This window comes from Vibrio sp. NFR, from assembly GCF_027587095.1.
GTDB lineage: Bacteria > Pseudomonadota > Gammaproteobacteria > Enterobacterales > Vibrionaceae > Vibrio > Vibrio harveyi.
The window spans coordinates 176991-196574 of the sequence record NZ_JAPPTN010000006.1 but is presented as its reverse complement, the minus strand read 5'-3'; the positions used below and the strand labels follow the sequence as shown (position 1 = coordinate 196574).

General features: G+C 45.3%; 18 protein-coding genes. 4 read left to right on the top strand and 14 right to left on the bottom strand.

All coding sequences use genetic code 11. The features are described from left to right. The first annotated feature begins 19 nt into the window (after nucleotides 1–19). Nucleotides 20–2368 carry a PilZ domain-containing protein gene (locus tag OH463_RS13690; RefSeq protein ID WP_005449113.1) on the top strand — a complete coding sequence of 783 codons (2349 nt, stop codon included), beginning with the start codon at nucleotides 20–22 and terminating at the stop codon, nucleotides 2366–2368. A 57-nt stretch (nucleotides 2369–2425) separates the two neighbouring features. Here OH463_RS13690 and serB read toward each other — a convergent pair whose 3' ends face one another. Next, on the bottom strand, nucleotides 2426–3406 hold the full coding sequence (gene serB, locus OH463_RS13685) for a phosphoserine phosphatase (protein ID WP_005449114.1): 981 nt from the start codon (nucleotides 3404–3406) through the stop codon (nucleotides 2426–2428). 91 nt (nucleotides 3407–3497) lie between these two features. Here serB and OH463_RS13680 point away from each other — a divergent pair, with 91 nt between their 5' ends. Then, nucleotides 3498–4103, top strand: a complete 606-nt coding sequence (locus OH463_RS13680) for a YtjB family periplasmic protein (protein ID WP_009698713.1) — start codon at nucleotides 3498–3500, stop codon at nucleotides 4101–4103. A gap of 91 nt (nucleotides 4104–4194) precedes the next feature. On the opposite strand, the gene deoD is transcribed toward OH463_RS13680, so the two are convergent. From deoD to OH463_RS13625, 11 genes are all read right to left on the bottom strand, one after another. Then, a complete protein-coding gene (gene deoD / locus OH463_RS13675) occupies nucleotides 4195–4914 on the bottom strand; it encodes a purine-nucleoside phosphorylase (protein WP_005449118.1) in 720 nt (239 codons plus the stop codon). 146 nt (nucleotides 4915–5060) lie between these two features. Continuing rightward, nucleotides 5061–6281: a phosphopentomutase gene (locus OH463_RS13670; RefSeq protein ID WP_269991480.1), complete on the bottom strand. Its 1221-nt coding sequence runs from the start codon at nucleotides 6279–6281 to the stop codon at nucleotides 5061–5063. Nucleotides 6282–6349: 68 nt separating this feature from the next. After that, nucleotides 6350–7678, bottom strand: coding sequence for a thymidine phosphorylase (gene deoA / locus OH463_RS13665; RefSeq protein ID WP_005449121.1), 1329 nt, complete (start codon nucleotides 7676–7678; stop codon nucleotides 6350–6352). A 98-nt stretch (nucleotides 7679–7776) separates the two neighbouring features. Beyond that, nucleotides 7777–8553, bottom strand: coding sequence for a deoxyribose-phosphate aldolase (gene deoC, locus OH463_RS13660; RefSeq protein WP_005449122.1), 777 nt, complete (start codon nucleotides 8551–8553; stop codon nucleotides 7777–7779). Nucleotides 8554–9133: 580 nt separating this feature from the next. After that, a complete protein-coding gene (locus OH463_RS13655; protein WP_005449124.1) occupies nucleotides 9134–10417 on the bottom strand; it encodes a NupC/NupG family nucleoside CNT transporter in 1284 nt (427 codons plus the stop codon). A 204-nt stretch (nucleotides 10418–10621) separates the two neighbouring features. Then, entirely contained in the window at nucleotides 10622–11395 is a 774-nt protein-coding gene (locus OH463_RS13650) for a TatD family hydrolase (RefSeq protein WP_269991478.1), read from the bottom strand. After that, nucleotides 11382–11549 (bottom strand): DUF5363 family protein, encoded by a 168-nt coding sequence (locus tag OH463_RS13645; protein ID WP_269991476.1) that lies wholly within the window; start codon nucleotides 11547–11549, stop codon nucleotides 11382–11384. The genes OH463_RS13650 and OH463_RS13645 overlap by 14 nt, the downstream gene beginning before the upstream one ends. A 122-nt stretch (nucleotides 11550–11671) precedes the next feature. Continuing rightward, complete coding sequence (gene prfC / locus OH463_RS13640; RefSeq protein WP_005449129.1) at nucleotides 11672–13261, bottom strand: peptide chain release factor 3; 1590 nt, start codon at nucleotides 13259–13261, stop codon at nucleotides 11672–11674. Between the two features lie 132 nt (nucleotides 13262–13393). Next, nucleotides 13394–14461 (bottom strand): GGDEF domain-containing protein, encoded by a 1068-nt coding sequence (locus OH463_RS13635; RefSeq protein ID WP_009698716.1) that lies wholly within the window; start codon nucleotides 14459–14461, stop codon nucleotides 13394–13396. A 208-nt stretch (nucleotides 14462–14669) separates the two neighbouring features. Continuing rightward, nucleotides 14670–15128: a ribosomal protein S18-alanine N-acetyltransferase gene (rimI, locus tag OH463_RS13630; RefSeq protein WP_017189163.1), complete on the bottom strand. Its 459-nt coding sequence runs from the start codon at nucleotides 15126–15128 to the stop codon at nucleotides 14670–14672. Between the two features lie 12 nt (nucleotides 15129–15140). After that, nucleotides 15141–15539 carry a DNA polymerase III subunit psi gene (locus tag OH463_RS13625; RefSeq protein WP_050923253.1) on the bottom strand — a complete coding sequence of 133 codons (399 nt, stop codon included), beginning with the start codon at nucleotides 15537–15539 and terminating at the stop codon, nucleotides 15141–15143. A gap of 63 nt (nucleotides 15540–15602) precedes the next feature. Here OH463_RS13625 and OH463_RS13620 point away from each other — a divergent pair, with 63 nt between their 5' ends. Next, nucleotides 15603–16055, top strand: a complete 453-nt coding sequence (locus tag OH463_RS13620; protein WP_005449133.1) for a hypothetical protein — start codon at nucleotides 15603–15605, stop codon at nucleotides 16053–16055. 87 nt (nucleotides 16056–16142) lie between these two features. Here the strand turns inward: OH463_RS13620 and OH463_RS13615 are convergent, their stop codons facing one another. Next, on the bottom strand, nucleotides 16143–16646 hold the full coding sequence (locus OH463_RS13615; protein WP_038898002.1) for a GNAT family N-acetyltransferase: 504 nt from the start codon (nucleotides 16644–16646) through the stop codon (nucleotides 16143–16145). Then, nucleotides 16630–17157, bottom strand: a complete 528-nt coding sequence (gene ubiT, locus OH463_RS13610; RefSeq protein WP_005431915.1) for a ubiquinone anaerobic biosynthesis accessory factor UbiT — start codon at nucleotides 17155–17157, stop codon at nucleotides 16630–16632. The genes OH463_RS13615 and ubiT overlap by 17 nt, the downstream gene beginning before the upstream one ends. A gap of 266 nt (nucleotides 17158–17423) precedes the next feature. Between ubiT and OH463_RS13605 the strand changes: the two genes are divergently transcribed. After that, entirely contained in the window at nucleotides 17424–19463 is a 2040-nt protein-coding gene (locus OH463_RS13605) for a sensor domain-containing protein (RefSeq protein WP_005449136.1), read from the top strand. Nucleotides 19464–19584: the final 121 nt, after the last annotated feature.

Below are 19584 nucleotides of genomic sequence, written 5' to 3'. Positions count from 1 at the left end.
ACATACTTTAACAGAAATAATGCAGCAATCTGAAATTCTCTCGCTCGCAGAACGACTCATCCCAGTTTATGGCTCTGATGACTTTGACTTCGTCCTTGGTCAATTGACCGAGGGGGAACCGCCATCGGCCAAAATTCTTGTAAAGATGGAACTCAACCGTGTCATGGCACCTTGCAAGAAAAGCATTGATTTGCGAGGTCGAGTGAAAGGTGAATGTCGTGAATACTTATTAGATGGCATCCCTCATTGGTTGGATGACGTCGCTTTCAACGCTTACCACAAAAACTTAAAAAAATTCGGTGCTTACACTGAAGGCATGTGGGAAGCCTTGGTCAATACACGTAACAACTTTCGTGTAATGAGTAAAAACAACGGTAAGAATGAAGAACAATCGCTGACCGACCCTAAAAGTCCATTCCTTGCCGAACCGGTTCATCTTGGTTACGACTTAAAGCGCCAAGAAAAGCGCTTAAAAGTACAGTCTCAGGTAGAAATCATTCGCTCAAAAAGCCAAGTGATCCACGGTCTGAGTATTGACCTTTCTAGCTCTGGAGCAAAATTCAAAGTCCCAAGTGCATTCAAATACAGCTTGGGCGAAGTCATTCAAGTTACCTTTACCGAGTTTGCCAGCAAATCTCAGGTTGCCGGCGTTGAAAAGCCAATCACTTATCGTGTGCTCGCAGTGGATGATTGCTACGAGAACGATGCTGTTCGTTATCTAAGAACCATTCGCTTGACCGAGACCAATGTCGTTGCTCGCTTGATTGATGAAGCTCTCAACAGCGCTGCAAAACGTGCTCGTCATGATAACCAAGATAAAATCATTCGCGCTCGCACGCGTGGTTACGAACATATAGCCCTGAAGCACACCAGCAACCTCCCTCTGTTTTTTGAAGGCAGCGAACTCAAGCTCGCAATGCTGACACCAAATAACCAAAAGATGTGGCAATACTGGCATGATGAGCGTAACCAGCAAGTATTTGGTTCGTTGTTCAATCCGAAAAGGATGGCTTCGTTAATTGCGCCAGGGGTCAAAGGGGCTACCAACGTGCTCTATTCCTTTACTCATGAGCATGACAACAAAACGTACTTCTATTCAATGCTGCGCCCAGAAGCGACCAGAGAGCAGCGTCAATTGTTCTGGCACCTGGGAGCCAAACGCGCCAGTTGGCGTGCTTTCCGCATTTCGATTTTTGAACTGTCTCAACAAGAAAAAGAAGACCTTGCTGCGTTTTCTTCTGAGTTAGCCGAAAGTTCGCAAAAACTGACCCACGTAGGCATTTTGCAAGAAATTGCCGATGAGAAGTCTGGACAGGATTATTTGCTTACTGAAAAGCCTCGCGTGCCCGCGAATACACTTAATGCTTTTCGCCATCCACGTAAGATCATCGGCAATCCAAAAGGTATTTACTTTGACGCCCAATCTCGTCGAAAAGAGCCCCGTTATCGCTTCAAAACCCCTTTAGTGCTTAATACCGGAAGTGCGAAAGCTGCAGGCTTTACCATGGATATCTCTAAGCGAGGCTTGGGCTTACGCTTGGATGAGCCGACGGAATTACGCTCAGGGCAAGAAGTACGCATCAACTTCCGAGAGCTACAGTTATACGATAAGAAATTGCCTCTTTCAGAAGTCCCTTATCGGATTATTCGGGTGAGTCCCGATGGTCGTAGCGTGCAACTGGTCATAGATGAAGACAGCAAAACCATGCGTGTTATTGCTTTCTTCAACAGCATTATCGAGCACAACCAAGACAAACTCATCCCACAAAAAGAGATGCTGCCAAGTAACGCATTGTTGGAAAGGCTGCACAGTGTCCTACTCTCACGTATTTTGAGTACGCCAATCTTTATTAGTAAAAGCGCAGCCTCTTCGGTGAAAACTCCCGTTATTGGTGTCAACTTCCCATTAGCGAAGCACATCGAGTTATACGCACGCCTTGGTCACAATCAGCAGTTCTCTCTCGAACCATTATTTAAGGGACGATCTAGCACTCTGATCGCCGAACCAATTAAACGTATTGATGGCGCTCAGGCGAGACATCAAGATGTTTACATCAGCGTGGCGAAAGTTGGTAGCAAAATCACTGGGCTAGAGTCGAAGCTGCAACAAGATTTTACCAGTGTCAAAGAACGTATTCAGTTCATAAAGAAAGCCCGCATGATGGGTGAGTTTTACGCAACCCGTATTTCTACCGCGCCAATCTTTGATCCGATGACTTCTTTGCTGCGCCAGGACTTGAGTGATTTAACCCAATTTGGGGTTCATCAAGCCAGTAAACTAGAAAAAGAGCTGACCGCACTAGTTGGCTACAGCGAATTTGAAGACATTACTGAAGAAGTGATCGTGCGATTAGAACTGACTGAATAACAAAACACCGCCAAACTGGCGGTGTTTTTCTATCGTGTTTCGTCGTGAAAACCCAGATTATGGTTTCGCTTTCCAACTGATTTTCTGCTGCTTAACTAAAGCGCCAGAAAGAATACACAGCACACCACCTAGACCTGCGAATCGAACGGCAGTTTGCGCTTGCTCTTCAACTTTAGGTTTAGCGTGATAAGCCACACCCAGCCCTGCAGCAGACATCATCACCAGATCATTTGCACCGTCACCGACTGCGACGGTATTGTGTTGCTCAATCTCGTACTCTTCTGCAAGCTCTACCAAAATGTCAGCTTTGGTTTGGGCAGATACAACATCGCCAAGCACTTCACCCGTCAATTTGCCATCAACAATTTCTAGTTGGTTGGATTGCGCAAAATCCAATCCCACTTTGTCTTTAATAAAGTCGGAGAAGTAAGTGAATCCACCAGAGGCAATCGCAGTCTTCCAACCCAATGCATTGAAGGTTGTAATCAACGCTTCGAAGTCTGGCATGAATGGCAGTTGGCTTCGTACCTGCTCAAGAATGGCTTCATCAGCCCCTTTCAGCTTACCAACGCGCTGACGTAAACTTTGTTCAAAGTCCAGCTCACCTTGCATGGCTCGTTCGGTGACTTCGGCGACTTCTTCGCCTACACCGGCAAGTTTAGCAATCTCGTCGATACACTCGATTTGAATCGCAGTTGAATCCATATCAAACACAACCAAACCCGGCGCAGAAAGATCCGGTACTTCGTTTAAAGAAGCGTAATCCAGATTTAAGCTTTTCAGAATGGTTTCATGCTCTGGCGTAAGGTTACCCGCCATCAATGCCACTTCATACTGACCTACCTTCCAAGTATCTAAAATTGGGTTGTAGAAGCCGGTAAAAAAATCGATGTCTTCAAAATTGCGAGGCTCAAGGTGCTCACCAAATACAATCCAGTTAGCCTTGGCTTTATCGAGCTGAGTAGCAAAGCGAGTTTCGGGTAGTCGTTTTAAAAGAGTCGTATGCCTTCTGATAGGCAAGCTTTTTGACGCGTCCATGTATATAATCCCTTGTGACTTTGCTAAAACGTTACCTCAACAAGCTAAAAAGGCAAGTCTTTGTTTTGTTTTGAATGGACGAGTAAAGAGCATGAGTGAATCCTTATTCTCAGTAAGGAATGCCCTACGAATTCTGGCGCTGATACTGCTGTGTGTGATGCTATTTGTCACCATCAAAAACAGTGTCGTCATCAGTAAGGGTAATGAGAAGATACAAGCGCAGCAGCTTGAAACCCTGACCAAAGTTTTGATTTCGCAGGCGTCGTTATCTGCCAGTGAAATGATCATAAATAAAGACCAAGAACGTCTGCTTAAACTGACGAATCAGTTAGCACAAGACCGTCTGGTATTCGATGCGACCATCTATGACGCGCAAGGTGTGCGTCTTGCATCCAGCAAAGAAGCGCTGTCTGTACGAGAGGTACTTGGATTAGATACGCCACTTGCGACAGCGTCGATTGGACGTCAGCAGCTCGTTGAACCGGTACTGGCAGATGGCGCAGTGATTGGCTTTGTACGAGTGACTTTTGAAACCGGTCGTGTAACGGCAATCTCTGATCATCACTACCGTAAAAGTGACCGTTACATGTACATGATGGTACTGATGAGCTTTGCATGTGGCATGCTGTTCATCATGATTTTACGCAGACAGCCGATCCGCCGTAAAAAAGGTGAAAACCTATTGCTAACCAAGTAATTCAAAAACCAATTTATCAAAATAAAACAGCCCGCATGATGCGGGCTGTTTTTTTATGCTGATAAGCAAAAGAATAGAAGGCTGTTCGCCCTTACTCTTCATCACCTAGCAATACTGAATCAAGTGCGATTAGCATCATGTCGTTGAACGTAGTTTGACGTTCGTCAGATGTGGTTTGCTCGCCAGTTTTGATGTGGTCAGAAACAGTACAGATAGTCAGAGCTTTCGCGCCGTACTCAGCAGCAACGCCGTAGATACCAGCCGCTTCCATTTCAACACCTACGATACCGTACTTGTCCATTACGTCGAACATTTCTGGATCTGGCGTGTAGAACAGTTCTGCTGAGAACAGGTTACCTACTTTTACGTCTACGCCGCGAGCTTTCGCTGCTTCTTCTGCTGCGCGAACCATTTTGTAGTCAGCAATAGCGGCAAAGTCATGACCTTTAAAGCGGATGCGGTTAACTTTAGAATCAGTACAAGCGCCCATGCCGATAACAACATCACGTACTTTGATATCTTCGTTCACTGCGCCACAGCTACCTACACGAATCACTTTCTTCACACCGAAGTCTTTGATTAGCTCAGTCACGTAAATTGAACATGATGGAATACCCATACCGTGACCCATTACTGAGATCTTACGACCTTTGTAAGTGCCGGTGTAACCGAACATATTACGAACGTCACATACTTGAACTACATCTTCAAGGAAAGTCTCTGCAATGTATTTAGCACGTAGCGGGTCACCCGGCATTAGAACGACGTCTGCGAATGCACCCATTTCTGCGTTGATATGTGGAGTTGCCATGTTTCTTTTCCTTAACCTGTCTCTAGCGATCCGCACTGCTACTGGCGGTTTTGGCTAGAATATTCTCATTTCCGACAAGCAACATTTTCATGCTGCCAACATAAAACTAGGAGCAATCAAGCTCCTAGTTTTCAAAACCTACCTAATTATAGGAAGTTCTTACCGTAATCCATTGGTGATGTACCGAAGTAACTTGCCAATGTTTGACCGATATCTGCAAAGCTATCACGACGACCTAGTGAGCCCGCTGGTACTTTCTTACCATAAACAATTACTGGAATGTGCTCACGAGTATGGTCAGTACCAGACCATGTTGGATCACAACCGTGGTCTGCCGTTAGGATAAGAACATCGTCTTCTTCCATTAGCTCTAGCACTTCGTTGATGCGACCATCGAAATACTCAAGTGCCGCAGCATAACCCGCTACGTCACGACGGTGACCGTACGCTGAGTCGAAGTCTACAAAGTTAGTGAATACGATAGTATTGTCACCCGCTTCTTTGATTTGCTCTAGTGTTGCTTCGAACAATGCAGGGATACCTGTCGCTTTCACTTTCTTAGTGATGCCGCAGTTCGCGTAAATATCAGCAATCTTACCGATAGAAACCACATCACCTTGCTTCTCATCAACTAGCTTCTGAAGAACAGTTGCTGATGGTGGCTCAACAGAAAGGTCACGACGGTTACCCGTACGTTCAAATTGACCTTTACCAGGACCAATGAAAGGACGCGCAATAACACGACCGATGTTGTAATCTTCTAGCTCTTCACGTGCAATTTGGCAAAGCTCTAGTAGACGGTCTAGACCGAAAGTCTCTTCGTGACATGCAATTTGGAATACAGAGTCAGCAGACGTGTAAAAAATTGGCTGACCTGTCTTCATGTGCTCTTCACCAAGGTCATCCAATACTTGAGTACCTGATGCATGGCAGTTACCTAGGAAGCCGTCTAAACCCGCACGCTCAAGGATGCGGTCAGTCAGCTCTTTCGGGAAGCTGTTCGCTTTATCAGTGAAGTAGCCCCAATCAAACAGAACAGGCACACCAGCGATTTCCCAGTGACCAGATGGAGTATCTTTACCTGAAGAAAGCTCTGCTGCGTGACCGTACGCACCAATGATTTCTGCATCTGCGTCTAGGCCAGGTGCGAAGCGACCTGTTGACTCTTTATGTGCCATTGCCAAACCTAACTTAGATAGGTTTGGAAGACGAAGTGCACCTTTACGTTGATCGTTATCTGCTAAGCCTTGCTCACACTGGTCTGCAATATGACCTAATGTGTCTGAACCTACATCACCAAATTGTTCTGCATCTGCAGCTGCGCCGATGCCGAATGAGTCTAGTACTAAAATAAATGCTCTTTTCATTGCTCGTTCCTTAGGCCCACTCGGCTTCTTATTATGGTTGAGTAGGCCTTGTGTAATTACTTATTCGATTAAAGATCTTCTGCACGGATTTGACGGTAAACCTCTGGAGTTGGTGTGTACTCACCACCTACAGTGATTGCACTGCGAAGTGCTTTAGCGGCTTCTTCCCATTGCTCTTCAGTGCGAGCATGAATAACCGCAAGAGGTTTATCGCTATCTGCTACTTCACCTAGACGGATGAAGTTATCGAAACCAACTGCGTAGTCGATTTCATCTGTCGCAACGCGACGACCGCCGCCCATTGAAACAACAGCCATGCCGATAGCACGAGTGTCCATCGCAGATACAACGCCAGTTTCTGTTGCGTACACAGGTTTAATAATTTCTGCTTTTTCTAGGTAGTTATCGTAGTTTTCTACGAAGTCCGCAGGACCACCTAGACCAGCAACCATCTTACCGAAGCACTCAGCAGCTTTGCCGTTGTCTAGCGCTTCCATCAGTTTTGCACGTGCGTCTTCTGTGTTCTCAGCAAGTTTGCCAAGTACCAGCATTTCTGCACATGACGCCATTGTTACTTCAAGTAAACGTGGGTTACGGTATTCACCTGTTAGGAAGCGAACCGCTTCACGTACTTCCACTGCGTTACCCGCAGAAGACGCCAAGACTTGGTTCATGTCCGTTAGGATAGCGGTTGTCTTAGTGCCTGCACCGTTTGCTACCGCAACGATTGATTTTGCTAGCTCTTCAGACGCTTCATAAGTTGGCATGAATGCACCAGAACCAACTTTTACGTCCATCACTAGAGATTCAAGACCAGCAGCAAGCTTCTTCGATAAAATCGACGCCGTGATTAGTGAAATGTTGTCTACAGTAGCCGTGATATCGCGAGTCGCGTAAACACGCTTATCCGCAGGAGCAAGATCACCCGTTTGACCGATGATAGCCACACCAGCATCTTTGGTCACTTGACCGAAAACATCGTTTGTTGGCGTGATGTTGTAGCCAGGGATAGACTCAAGCTTATCCAACGTACCGCCAGTATGGCCAAGACCACGACCAGAGATCATTGGTACGAAACCACCACATGCAGCCACCATTGGACCAAGCATTAGAGAAGTTACGTCACCCACACCACCGGTAGAGTGCTTATCGACAATTGGACCACCAAAGTTCATGTGGCTCCAATCGATAACCATACCTGAATCACGCATTGCACACGTTAGTGCGATACGTTCTGGCATCGTCATTTCATTGAAGAAGATTGTCATAGCAAATGCAGCGATCTGACCTTCAGATACACTGTTGTTCGCTACGCCTTGAATGAAGAAGTTGATTTCGTCGGCTGTTAGAACTTCGCCGTCACGTTTTTTACGGATAATTTCTTGTGGTAAATACATTAGTGCCTCCCAAGCTCATTTTGAGCCATGGTATAAGTAGGATAGAAGAGGTTTGGTAGCACCAAAGTTGGTGCTACCGTTCAGACGTATTGTTGGAATTAGTACGCTGTTGGATCAGCGACTTCGTCCGATACTTCTAATGTATTTAGTAGGTTTGTAAGCAGGCTAGACGCACCGAAACGGTAATGACGAGCATCAACCCAGTTATCACCTAGGATTTCGTCAGCCATTGCTAGGTATGCCGCTGCATCTTCAGCAGTACGCACACCACCTGCTGGTTTGAAACCAACAGTTTCTGCAACACCCATGTCACGAATAACTTCAAGCATCATGCGAGCGTATTCAGGCGTTGCGTTTACTGGCACTTTACCAGTTGAAGTTTTAATGAAGTCAGCACCTGCTTCAATACAGATTTGAGATGCTTTCTTGATTAGCGCTTCTTCTTTAAGTTCACCAGTTTCGATGATCACTTTAAGAAGGATGTCACCACAAGCTTCTTTACATTGCTTAACTAGCTCGAAGCCCACTTTCTCATCACCCGCCATTAGAGCGCGGTATGGGAAAACTACGTCAACTTCGTCTGCACCGTAAGCGACAGCCGCTTTTGTTTCAGCAACAGCGATTTCAATATCGTCGTTACCGTGTGGGAAGTTCGTTACTGTTGCGATACGAACTTCTGGCGTGCCTTGCTCACGAAGTGTCTTCTTAGCAATAGGAATAAAGCGAGGGTAAATACAAATTGCAGCTGTGTTGCCTACTGCAGATTTCGCGTCATGACATAGTGAGATCACTTTTGCATCAGTGTCATCATCATTTAGCGTAGTAAGGTCCATAAGTTTCAGTGCACGTAGCGCTGCTGCTTTTAAATCGCTCATTTCTATCTCCGATCAATATTCAAAAAATTCACTACTCAGCCTCACATCACTTCTCTAACTATAATCAACAAGTCGAGACAGTGTGAGAAATTGGCTAAACAGTCTATTTATGAACGGACTTGGTTCCCTGAAGACTCGGCATATACTGCGAAAAAGTCATATGCCAATTGCTATCCTTGTCACCGCACAGTACCAGTTTGGCCTATGGCACAACAATCTATGATTGCGGTGTCTTTAATATCACATCAAACAATAAAACGCTTGTTTGATTTGATATTGAGGGCAATTCATTTGCCCATCGAGTATGTAATATTCACTCTATGATTAAGTGGTTATCATAACCACGATCTCGTGATTACTACATTATAGATATTCACCGCAAAACTGTAGCACCAAATAGAGCGCAAACGGTTTGTATCTCAAAATTTTCCAGCCCCTATTCCACCGACTGCGTAAGCCACTCACGTAGACCTACGTGCGGTTAAGTTTTCAGGTCCAAAAAACGAAAAATGCCCCGCAGCAATCTCTTGCTACAGGGCATGGTTTAAAACGGCGTCTATATATTAAGAACCGATTCTAATTAAAATGCTGCAAGGCTAAGGCAGAAGCCTGCGATAGTCGCTGCCATTAGGTTAGACAACGTACCAGCAAGAACTGCTTTAATACCCATGCGAGCGATATCTGAACGACGGTTTGGTGCAAGGCTACCTAGACCACCAAGTAGGATCGCGATAGAAGAAAGGTTCGCGAAGCCACATAGTGCGAATGAGATGATAGCTGTAGTCTTCTCAGACATTACTTCACCAGTTGCCGCAACTACTTGAGCGCTGTCACCTAGGTAAGGTGTGAAGTTCAAGTAAGCAACGAATTCGTTAATAACTAGTTTCTGACCGATGAATGAACCAGCAACAACTGCTTCGTCCCAAGGAACACCGATTAGGAATGCTAGTGGAGAGAACGCGTAACCTAGGATTAGTTCTAGAGTCAGTTCAGGCATACCGAACCAACCGCCGATGCCACCTAGCATACCGTTAACAAGCGCAATCAGACCTACGAACGCGATTAGCATTGCACCAACGTTTAGTGCTAGTTGTAGACCAGAAGCCGCACCGCCCGCTGCTGCGTCGATTACGTTAGCTGGTTTGTCGTCGCCACCGTCCATTGCTTCTTCGATGTCTTCGTGAGGCTGATCAGTCTCTGGGTGAAGAATCTTAGCGAATAGTAGACCACCTGGTGCTGCCATGAATGATGCTGCTACTAGGTACTCTAGAGGTACACCCATTGAAGCGTAACCTGCTAGTACACCACCAGCTACAGATGCTAGACCACCACACATTACCGCAAATAGCTCAGATTGAGTCATTTTTGGAACGAAAGGACGAACAACAAGAGGTGCTTCAGTTTGACCTACGAAAATGTTAGCTGCTGCAGACATTGATTCCGCACGAGAAGTGCCAAGCGCTTTTTGTAGTGCACCACCAAGAATCTTGATAACCCACTGCATTACGCCAATGTAGTAAAGAACTGAAATCAGTGCTGAGAAGAAGATCAGTGTAGGAAGAACGCGGAATGCGAAGATGAAGCCGCCGCCGCCGAATACTTCGAACATCTTGTCAGAAACAAGACCACCGAATAGGAATGATGAACCGTTGTTACCGTAGTTGATAACGTTAGAAACACCAGTAGAGAAACCGTTTAGTAGATCACGGCCCCAAGGTACGTAAAGAACGAATGCACCTAGGATGAATTGGATAGCAAATGCGCCACCCACAGTTCTTAGATTGATAGCTTTACGGTTATTGGAAAATGCAAATGCGATAGCAAGAAGCACTACCATACCGACTAGGCTCATAAACAGGCTCATAGTTTATGACTTCCTTATAAGTTATTTGTTGGCGTGTTACAAAATGGAGCTATAAAGCGGGGGCAATTATACTCATGCAGAATCAATTAAAGTAATGCCACCCTCACACTTTCTTATAAGATTCATCATTGATTCACTCTCGTTTGTGAGTCAACTCACAATAAGCAGGAAAACGTTTTCGCTTTTAAACAGCTTCTTTAGATTTTATTCACATATAAAGAAAGCAGAATTGCTATTTTCCCACAGCTGAGAAGCAATCGATTGCTTGCTTTTGCTATGTAAAGAAGCTAATTCATTGAGAATATGAATAAGTTGTGAGGGATGATTCGGCTCACCCTGATAGCCAAGTATAGGCATATCTGGGGCATCCGTTTCTAAGACGAGATGTTCAAGGGGTAATCTTTGAATTGCGTCGCGAGTTTTGTTAGCTCTCGGATACGTAATGGTGCCTCCGACGCCAATCGAAAAGCCTAATCGAACCCATTCCATCGCCTGTTGGTAGCTGCCTGAGAACGCATGCAACACCCCACCTTTTGGTAAATGTGCCGCTTTAACCATCTGAATAAGTCGATTGTGCGCTTTGCGGCTGTGCAGGATCACCGGTAAATCAAACCGCTTTGCTAGCTCAAATTGCAACTCAAGCGCGCGCTCTTGTCGCTCAACTGGCACTTCGATGGCGAAATCCAAACCGCACTCTCCTATTGCAACGCATTGCTGGTTGGACGAAGAAAGCAATGATTCCAACTCTGGAGCAAATAGCTCAAACTCTTGTTGGAGAAAATAGGGATGAAAACCCAGTGCATAATAGAGATGAGAATATTGATTGGCGAGGTCTTGAATGCGAGTCCAATTACTTGGCCCGACAGACGGAATAAGGATGCGCTCTACTCCTTGCTCACGCGCAAGCTCAACTTGATATGCAAAGTCATCTTGGAAGACATCGAAGTCAAAGTGGCAATGAGTATCAAATAGTTTCATTACTTGGCTTCTCTTGCTCTTCTTTCTTTGTTGAAGATGGCTCATTAGCTGGGTCTTGTTTGAACGGCACGCAACTGCGCTTTTGGTCGGGTGTTAGTCCCATCTCTTTGCACCAATCATCGTAGCGTTTAAGTCCTTTTTTAAACCAGTTCATTGCCCACCCTTTTTTAGCTCATAGAGTTCTTTGTAAACCAAATAAAAAAACCGCCGTTAACTAAGTGTATAGCTAACGGCGGCTTATAATCTAGTACGCGATGTAAAGCGAGTTAGATTCGATTAGTGCTCACGTGTCGCACGGAAATCGATATCAGGGAAACGCTCTTGCGCTAGGTTTAGGTTAACCATGGTCGGTGCAATGTAAGTTAGGTTATCGCCACCGTCCAATGCTAGGTTCGTTTGGTTCTTACGCTGGAACTCATCCAGTTTCTTCGCATCGCCACACTCAACCCAACGAGCAGTTGCCACGTTCACGCCTTCATAGATCGCTTCAACGTTGTATTCTGACTTCAAACGAGCTACAACCACGTCAAACTGAAGTACACCAACCGCACCTACGATAAGATCGTTGTTTTGCAATGGACGGAATACCTGTACCGCACCTTCTTCAGACAGCTGAACCAGACCTTTTAGTAGCTGCTTCTGCTTCAATGGATCTTTTAGACGAATACGACGGAACAATTCCGGAGCAAAGTTTGGAATACCAGAGAACTTCAGCGCTTCACCTTGAGTGAAAGTGTCACCAATTTGGATAGTGCCGTGGTTGTGTAGACCAATGATGTCACCCGCGTAAGCGTGCTCTGCACGAGAACGGTCACCCGCCATAAAGGTTACCGCATCTGAAATACTCACTTGCTTGCCAAGACGAACGTGGTTCATCTTCATGCCTTGCGTGTAAGTGCCCGATACGATACGCATGAAGGCAATACGGTCACGGTGTTTTGGGTCCATGTTTGCTTGGATCTTAAATACGAAACCAGAGAACTTGTCTTCTGTTGCTTCAACATCACGCTCAACTGCTTGACGCGTTTTCGGTGCAGGAGCCCACTCCGTCAGACCATCTAGCATGTGGTCAACACCAAAGTTACCCAGTGCCGTACCAAAGTAAACTGGCGTTAGTTCACCCGTTAGGAATAACTCTAAGTCAAACTCAGGGCATGCGCCCATGACAAGTTCAAGCTCTTCACGAACGCTTTCTGCTAGGCTTTCACCTACTTTTTCGTCTAGCTCTGGATTGTCTAGACCTTTGATGATGCGAACTTCTTGGATCTCATGACCATGACCTGATTCGTACAGAATCGTCTCGTCACGGTGAATGTGGTAAACACCTTTAAACTCTTTACCACAGCCGATTGGCCATGTGATTGGCGCACACATCATGCCCAATTCGTTTTCTACTTCATCCAATACTTCCATTGGATCACGAACGTCACGGTCAAGTTTGTTCATGAAGGTTACGATTGGCGTGTCACGTAGACGTGTAACTTCCATTAGTTTACGAGTACGGTCCTCAACACCTTTCGCTGCATCGATAACCATCAGACATGAGTCAACTGCCGTTAGAGTACGGTAAGTATCTTCCGAGAAGTCTTCGTGTCCAGGAGTATCAAGTAGGTTTACCAGACAATCGTTGTAAGGGAACTGCATTACAGAAGTAGTAACCGAGATACCACGTTCCTTTTCCATTTCCATCCAGTCTGATTTTGCGTGCTGTGCGTTACCACGACCTTTAACCGTACCTGCTTTTTGGATCGCGTTTCCGAATAACAGTACTTTTTCAGTAATGGTGGTTTTACCCGCATCCGGGTGAGAAATAATAGCGAACGTTCTACGCTTAGAAACTTCGCCTAGAAAAGGTGTATTTGACATGAAACTGGTCTTCTTTGATGTCTGATGACTTGCTCGAAATTCAAACAAGCTTTATTCGATTCAATATTGCGCGGTATTCTCGCTTATTATTGCTTTAGGGGCAACTTTCCTCGTGAGTTTGTCCTCGCGAGTTTATAGATAACTACGTTGCTGAGCTTCGTCCTGCCAGTCCAGCAATTCGACTTCAGCAGCAATGGTAGAAGCCACTACAATTTGGTCCCGCCCATTTTGCTTTGCATCGTACAAAGCAATGTCAGCACGCTTTAGCCAAAGATCTGGTGTGTCATCATCGAGCAAGCACTCAGAAATGCCCACACTCAAAGACACTTTTGCATGGCGAGGATAATGTTTGGCGCGCACCTTATCGCTGATGCTACTCATCATAAATTGCGCGGTTTGATCGGAAAGTCCTTCAAACAAGATCAAGAACTCATCTCCCCCCAATCGAAACAGCAAATCGTACTCTCTTGAATAGTCATTGAGCGTTGTAACGATCTGACTGATCACCTCATCCCCAACATCATGACCGTACAAATCATTTACCTGTTTAAAATGGTCAATATCAATGACTGCTATTGAAGAGGTGGTACCGCTTCTTTTTTCATCTAAGGCTCGTAGAAGAAAAGCTTCTAACTGCCCTCGATTAAGAGCACCTGTCATCGAGTCTCTAGTAGAAAGAAACTTCAACCTATCCTGCAACTCAACAATTTTATGCACTGCCACATGCGCAACTATGGCGCAGCAAATTACCGCAACAACAAAACGTAAAGTGATGCTCCATTCAAGTTGATACCAAGCAGAGAATGTACAGCCAGCTATGATCCACCCATTGGTAACCAACGCATCTTTACTCGGGATGATAAATACCAAAGCCACAATGACCGGAAATACCCAATACGTCGCGATGATGCCAAAGATATGCACACTTAAAACCACTGATAACCAAAGCAAAAACAGTGGAATACGATATCCAATTTTACTTTCACCAAGGATAAACAATGCAGCAAACTCAATAATGAAACTCAGTTGGAAAGCCAGTAAAACACACCCAAGGAATGTCTCCCCAATCAGGAGATTTTTAATACCAAGTGGCACAAATGTCGCCAAGGTCACCAACATTAAGACTGTTAGAACAGTTCCCCTACTCTGCTCATCAAACAACTGAGCAACAGGAGTATCGAATTTTTGCGGATACGGCATCGTAAATTCTTCCTCCCGACAAGATCTTGTTTCATATAATTTATAAACTTATAACCTACATGGTAATAAAGCGAACAAAAATAAGCTTGGCAAATCGGTCAAAAGGATGAAGTAAAATGCCAGAAAGTAAAAAGCCTCGGGAATTCCGAGGCTTATTAATGTGACGATGAACTTAAGGTGTGTGCAATTTATTTGCTATCCACAGACCTTACTCATTAAAAAACAGGTAGCTCATGATGATGGCATCTTCTTTCCCATTACCCGTTTTAGCTGGGTAATAGTTATAACGACGATCCACTTCATTAAAACCCGCTTGCTCATAAATATGGATTGCCGGGTGGTTGCTTTCACGTACCTCCAACCAAGCGCTTTCTGCTTTGGCTTGCTCGCAGTATTCGATAAACGCATCCAGTAATTTTTGCCCAAGCCCTTTGCCTTGATGAGATGGCGCTACGGCAATATTCAATAACGTCACTTCCCCAACAATATTCTGCCCATAGAAGTAACCCACCACCTGAGTACCTTCCAGCATCACATGATGACAAGCACCGCGACTGGATAAATCACGAACCAAAGATTCTGCCCAAGGGTGAGAATGCGCTTGCTGTTCGATTTGCCAAACTTGGTCAAGGTGCTCCGCACCCATCGGCGTAATTTCAATTGTCACGCGTTAGCTCCGTTAAGAGTACGAACAGATTTGTTGCCACAATGCACGGCGTTGTTCGTTGTTGCCATCAATATCTTGTAATAGCGGTGAAATCAGTTGCTTGGCATTGATGCTGGCATCTGCCTCACAGCCTGCGAACCACACCCACTCTAGTTGATGCTCACCCAGCATGGATAAGCGTTCAGGCTCTAGGTGCAGCGCGTCGTCAAGCGTGAGCTTAATGCTTTTTAAAACACGCTCAAACATCAAAGCTGTCTCGTTTTCTGGACACGTTGGCGATACCAATAGGAGTTTACAAGAACTTTGCAAATCCAATAATGGCGATTGATAGCCTTCCAGCCTTTCTGGGTGACTCAGCTCCCAAGTGCTGATCCCCATTTCATGTAAATATTGTTTCTCGTTAATTGACATCTTTTGTCACCTATTTGAACGAGGCAATCCTATCAAAATTTCGCATTTAAAGTCAGAGGTGTTATGAAGCTTTTCCAATCAATCGCTATTACGTTACTTATCGCCACCACCAGCTTTACCGCATTCGCTAAGGATAGCAACGATGGTTGGGAGCTGATCGCAGAGAAAACCGTGAACTTCCAAACAGAAACCGACACAGTAGAGCCAAACGGTCTGTTTCAAAACCGTAAATTCAGCAAGATCAAAATTAAGTGCACTCAAGGCACCATGAGTATTAAGAACATGAAAGTGACCATGACCGATGGCAGCGAGAAAAAACTCAAAACCATGGTTGGCACTCTGACCAAAGGCATGTCGACGCGCGCTTGGACACTGCCGGGTTCTGAAGATGCGAAATTCAAACGTTTAGAGATGGAATACAAAAGCTGGGGTAACATGACATTGAATGCTGCTGGCATGAGTAAAAAGGCAAAAATCGAAGTTTGGGGTAAAAAACGCGTCCAAGAACAGGATTAATCCACCTTTCCTCTTTTGCCAGTCAAAAAATCGGCTCAAAAACAAAGCCCGCTTTTTTCAGCGGGCTTTGTCATTCAATATTGGCGATTATAGCTCAGAAAACTCTGGCGAATAATCGATACGACCAGAGCGTCCGTCACACTGACCTTCGACCAATTCTGCTACACGGAACGCACCTTGCGGTACTTCCCACGCACAGTCGAAGCCCATCTCTTCGCTGGCTGTAAAGCCTTGGCGCGCATAGTAATCCGGCTCACCCAATACCACACACACTGGGTAACCAAAATCACGCAGTGAATCAAAGCCTTCTTTGATTAACTCAGCGGCAATGCCTTGGCGGCGGTAATCTTCATGTACGGCCAAAGGCGCAAGACCTTGCCATGACAAATCTTCACCATTCAACGTCACAGGGCTAAACAACGCGTGACCAACCACTTCACCTTCATCGGTACATGCCACCAAAGACAGAGTGAGCTTACCGTTTTCACGTAAACGCATCACTAGGTTGGCTTCCGCATCCGTTGGGAAAGCGTGTTTTAATAAGCGGTCAATGGTGAGAATGTCCGCAGGGGCTTCAGTTCGAATAAGCATTCGCTACTCCGGTTTCTTGTGCAGGCGCTTGAACCCCTTTCTGAACAAAGTCAGCCAATTGGTTCAGTGCTACTTGCATCGCTTTTGGTAACTGCTCTAAGTCGACACTGTCCATCAGGTTTTTCACTTCTAAGCCAAGCTCAGTGTCGCCCTCGATAGAAAGACGACGTTGGAAGAACAGCGTATCAGGGTCTTCTTTGCGACCAGCAATAAGTACTAGGTCGTTAAGGTTACCACTAAAGCTTACATCTTCCTGAACCGGTTTCTCTGCTACCACTAATTTTTCATCTTGGTAGCTGATGTACCATGCTAAGTTCAAGTCTTTAATCGCAACTTTTAACCACTTGTCTTCAAGGAACTCAAAATCGCCATCTTCTAGGGCTTCTTTGAACACCATTTTCAAACCTTCCAATAAGGCTTTTTTCTGAACAGTTTGTGGCAATAACTGGACTGGAGATCGCAAAATTGATGCTGCGTTCTTTACTAGTTGACTGCGAATCTTGTTTAACACGCTAATTATCCGTTACTTTGTCATAAGGTTGTCTATCTTACGCAATAGAGTAATACCAGTACCTGTTATGTATCAATAAATCTGTTTGTTTTAGAAATAGGCAGTTTTACTCACCCAAGCGTCGTTTTTTTGACCTTACGTGTATTATTGACGCGAAGACGTGGATAAACGCTTTAATAACGGTATGTTCAAAGTTATAGTTATCAAAATAGCGTTTTTATTACACGGACGAATAATCAGGCTCATTGGAGATCGGTAACACCTTAATGCCTTCCCAGCAATTACAACATTGGTTTGCAACGCTTACCTCAAATAGCCCATTCTTTTTTGCCATTCTTGATAAGAAACACAATTATCGAATGGTAAGTGATCGCTATTGTGACATTGCAGGCTTAGGACACGACGACATCGTTGGTCTGAACGACAGCCAAGTACTGGGAGAGCAGTTCTATAAGAAGCTCGCGCCCTACTACCAACGCGCGTTCAAAGGCGATCATGTTGAAGCGGAAATCACGCTTGACGAAACGGACCTTGAAACCAGCCTTCACTTTAGCCTTTCTCCAGTTCATGAAGAAAATGAAATCCGCTTCGTGGTCTTCCACGCCATCGATACGTCTGAGAAACAAATTCTGGTTCGTTCTTTAGAAGAGTCAGAAAGTAAGTTCGCCAAATTAACCCAATTACTGCCTGACGGTTTGTTATTGGTAGAAGATGACATCATCATCTCTGCCAACCCAGCCTCCGCACGTTTACTCGGGTTGAACTCGCCTCATGAGCTACTTGGTGAAGAGCTGACTCGCTTGTTTATCGATGAAAACAGCAAAAAAGTCTTCACCCATCGCATCAGCACATTACTTTCTGAAAAACCTTTTGTGTGTCTGACCAGCGCCCGCTGTGGCTTCGAACGGAAAGTTCAGTTGCATGCTGATACCACAGCAATTCTTGGGAGTGAATCTCAAATCATTTTGATCCAAGATGCCGATGACGCGCCCAAGCTGCTCTCTTCTAATTCCAATGAAGACGCACACATCGATTCACTGACCAAACTGTATAACCGCTTTGGCTTTACGAAACGATTAGAGCAACTGATTAAGAGCCAGACACCGTTGCTGGTTTTCTACCTCGACATCGATAACTTTAAGAACATTAACGACTCACTTGGTCACCACATCGGTGACAAAGTGATTCAAGAAGTCTCCGCCCGCTTAAAACGATCTTTACCTAATCAAGCCATCATTGGGCACTTGGGCGGCGATGAGTTTGGCATCATTCTACCTGAGCCAGAAAACACTCGCATGGCGGAGATTCTCTCTGAGCGCATTATTTCTCTGATTAACCAACCTTTCGATCTCCATCACTTCAGTAAACGCCTTGCATGCTCTATCGGTAGTGTGCGTTACCCAGAAGATGGGCAAGATGCACGCATTCTGCTGCAAAATGCTGACACTGCAATGTATGAAGCGAAAGATCGCGGTCGGAACCGTCTGATTAAATTCAACGATCAGATGAACAAAGAAGCGCGCATGCGTTTATGGCTAGAAATTGAACTGCAGAAAGCCTTGCAGCAAAACGGGTTGGAAGTCTGGTACCAGCCGAAGGTTAACGCGCGCGACTTCAGCATTAACGGCGCCGAAGCGCTTGTACGTTGGAAGCACCCAGTCGAAGGCTACATCAGTCCGGGCGCATTTATCCCTGTCGCCGAGCGTGCAGGCTTAATTGAACACCTTGGTCGCGTGGTCATGCGCGATGTGTTTAACACAGTAAAACGCTGGAAACTGCAAGGCATTCTACCGGGACGCGTGGCGATCAACCTCTCTCCAGAGCAGTTCGGTAATCCACAACTGATCGACTATATGGAGAAGTTACTGCGCACTACTGAACTTGACCCAAGCTGCATTACCTTTGAGCTCACCGAAAGTGCGGTAATGAGCGATAGCGAACACACTTTGCAAATGCTTAATGCGATCAAGAAGCTTGGTTTCGCGCTGTCTATCGATGATTTCGGTACTGGTTACTCTTCCCTTTCCTACTTAGCACGCTTCCCTATCGATGAATTAAAAATCGACCGTGCGTTTATCAACGACATCGATACACTACCGAAACAGGTGACGGTGATTGAGAACATCATCAATCTTGGTAAATCATTAGATTTGACCGTTGTTGCCGAAGGTGTAGAAACCCACCAGCAAGCAACACTGCTATCGAACCTACAATGTAACTCGATTCAGGGCTTCCATTTCTACCGTCCTCAACCTAAACACGAAGTGGAAGAGTTGTTTGCGCAAAACCGCCGTCATAAGAACTGATCTCAACTGCAACAAAATCTGAGTGTTACCCCTTACTCTCAAGGGGTAAATCTCAACTTTATTGAGCTAAACCTAACTTAGGTCAATTTCGCTATTCATAATTCTTCATAAAATGCGGGCA

Bases quoted from the DNA above. Each gene is read 5' to 3' on its own strand.
- OH463_RS13690 (WP_005449113.1), top strand. From the start codon at position 20: ATGCAGCAATCTGAAATTCTCTCGCTCGCAGAACGACTCATCCCAGTT.
- serB (WP_005449114.1), bottom strand. From the start codon at position 3,406: ATGGACGCGTCAAAAAGCTTGCCTATCAGAAGGCATACGACTCTTTTA.
- OH463_RS13680 (WP_009698713.1), top strand. From the start codon at position 3,498: ATGAGTGAATCCTTATTCTCAGTAAGGAATGCCCTACGAATTCTGGCG.
- deoD (WP_005449118.1), bottom strand. From the start codon at position 4,914: ATGGCAACTCCACATATCAACGCAGAAATGGGTGCATTCGCAGACGTC.
- OH463_RS13670 (WP_269991480.1), bottom strand. From the start codon at position 6,281: ATGAAAAGAGCATTTATTTTAGTACTAGACTCATTCGGCATCGGCGCA.
- deoA (WP_005449121.1), bottom strand. From the start codon at position 7,678: ATGTATTTACCACAAGAAATTATCCGTAAAAAACGTGACGGCGAAGTT.
- deoC (WP_005449122.1), bottom strand. From the start codon at position 8,553: ATGAGCGATTTAAAAGCAGCAGCGCTACGTGCACTGAAACTTATGGAC.
- OH463_RS13655 (WP_005449124.1), bottom strand. From the start codon at position 10,417: ATGAGCCTGTTTATGAGCCTAGTCGGTATGGTAGTGCTTCTTGCTATC.
- OH463_RS13650 (WP_269991478.1), bottom strand. From the start codon at position 11,395: ATGAAACTATTTGATACTCATTGCCACTTTGACTTCGATGTCTTCCAA.
- OH463_RS13645 (WP_269991476.1), bottom strand. From the start codon at position 11,549: ATGAACTGGTTTAAAAAAGGACTTAAACGCTACGATGATTGGTGCAAA.
- prfC (WP_005449129.1), bottom strand. From the start codon at position 13,261: ATGTCAAATACACCTTTTCTAGGCGAAGTTTCTAAGCGTAGAACGTTC.
- OH463_RS13635 (WP_009698716.1), bottom strand. From the start codon at position 14,461: ATGCCGTATCCGCAAAAATTCGATACTCCTGTTGCTCAGTTGTTTGAT.
- OH463_RS13625 (WP_050923253.1), bottom strand. From the start codon at position 15,539: ATGTCAATTAACGAGAAACAATATTTACATGAAATGGGGATCAGCACT.
- OH463_RS13620 (WP_005449133.1), top strand. From the start codon at position 15,603: ATGAAGCTTTTCCAATCAATCGCTATTACGTTACTTATCGCCACCACC.
- OH463_RS13615 (WP_038898002.1), bottom strand. From the start codon at position 16,646: ATGCTTATTCGAACTGAAGCCCCTGCGGACATTCTCACCATTGACCGC.
- OH463_RS13605 (WP_005449136.1), top strand. From the start codon at position 17,424: ATGCCTTCCCAGCAATTACAACATTGGTTTGCAACGCTTACCTCAAAT.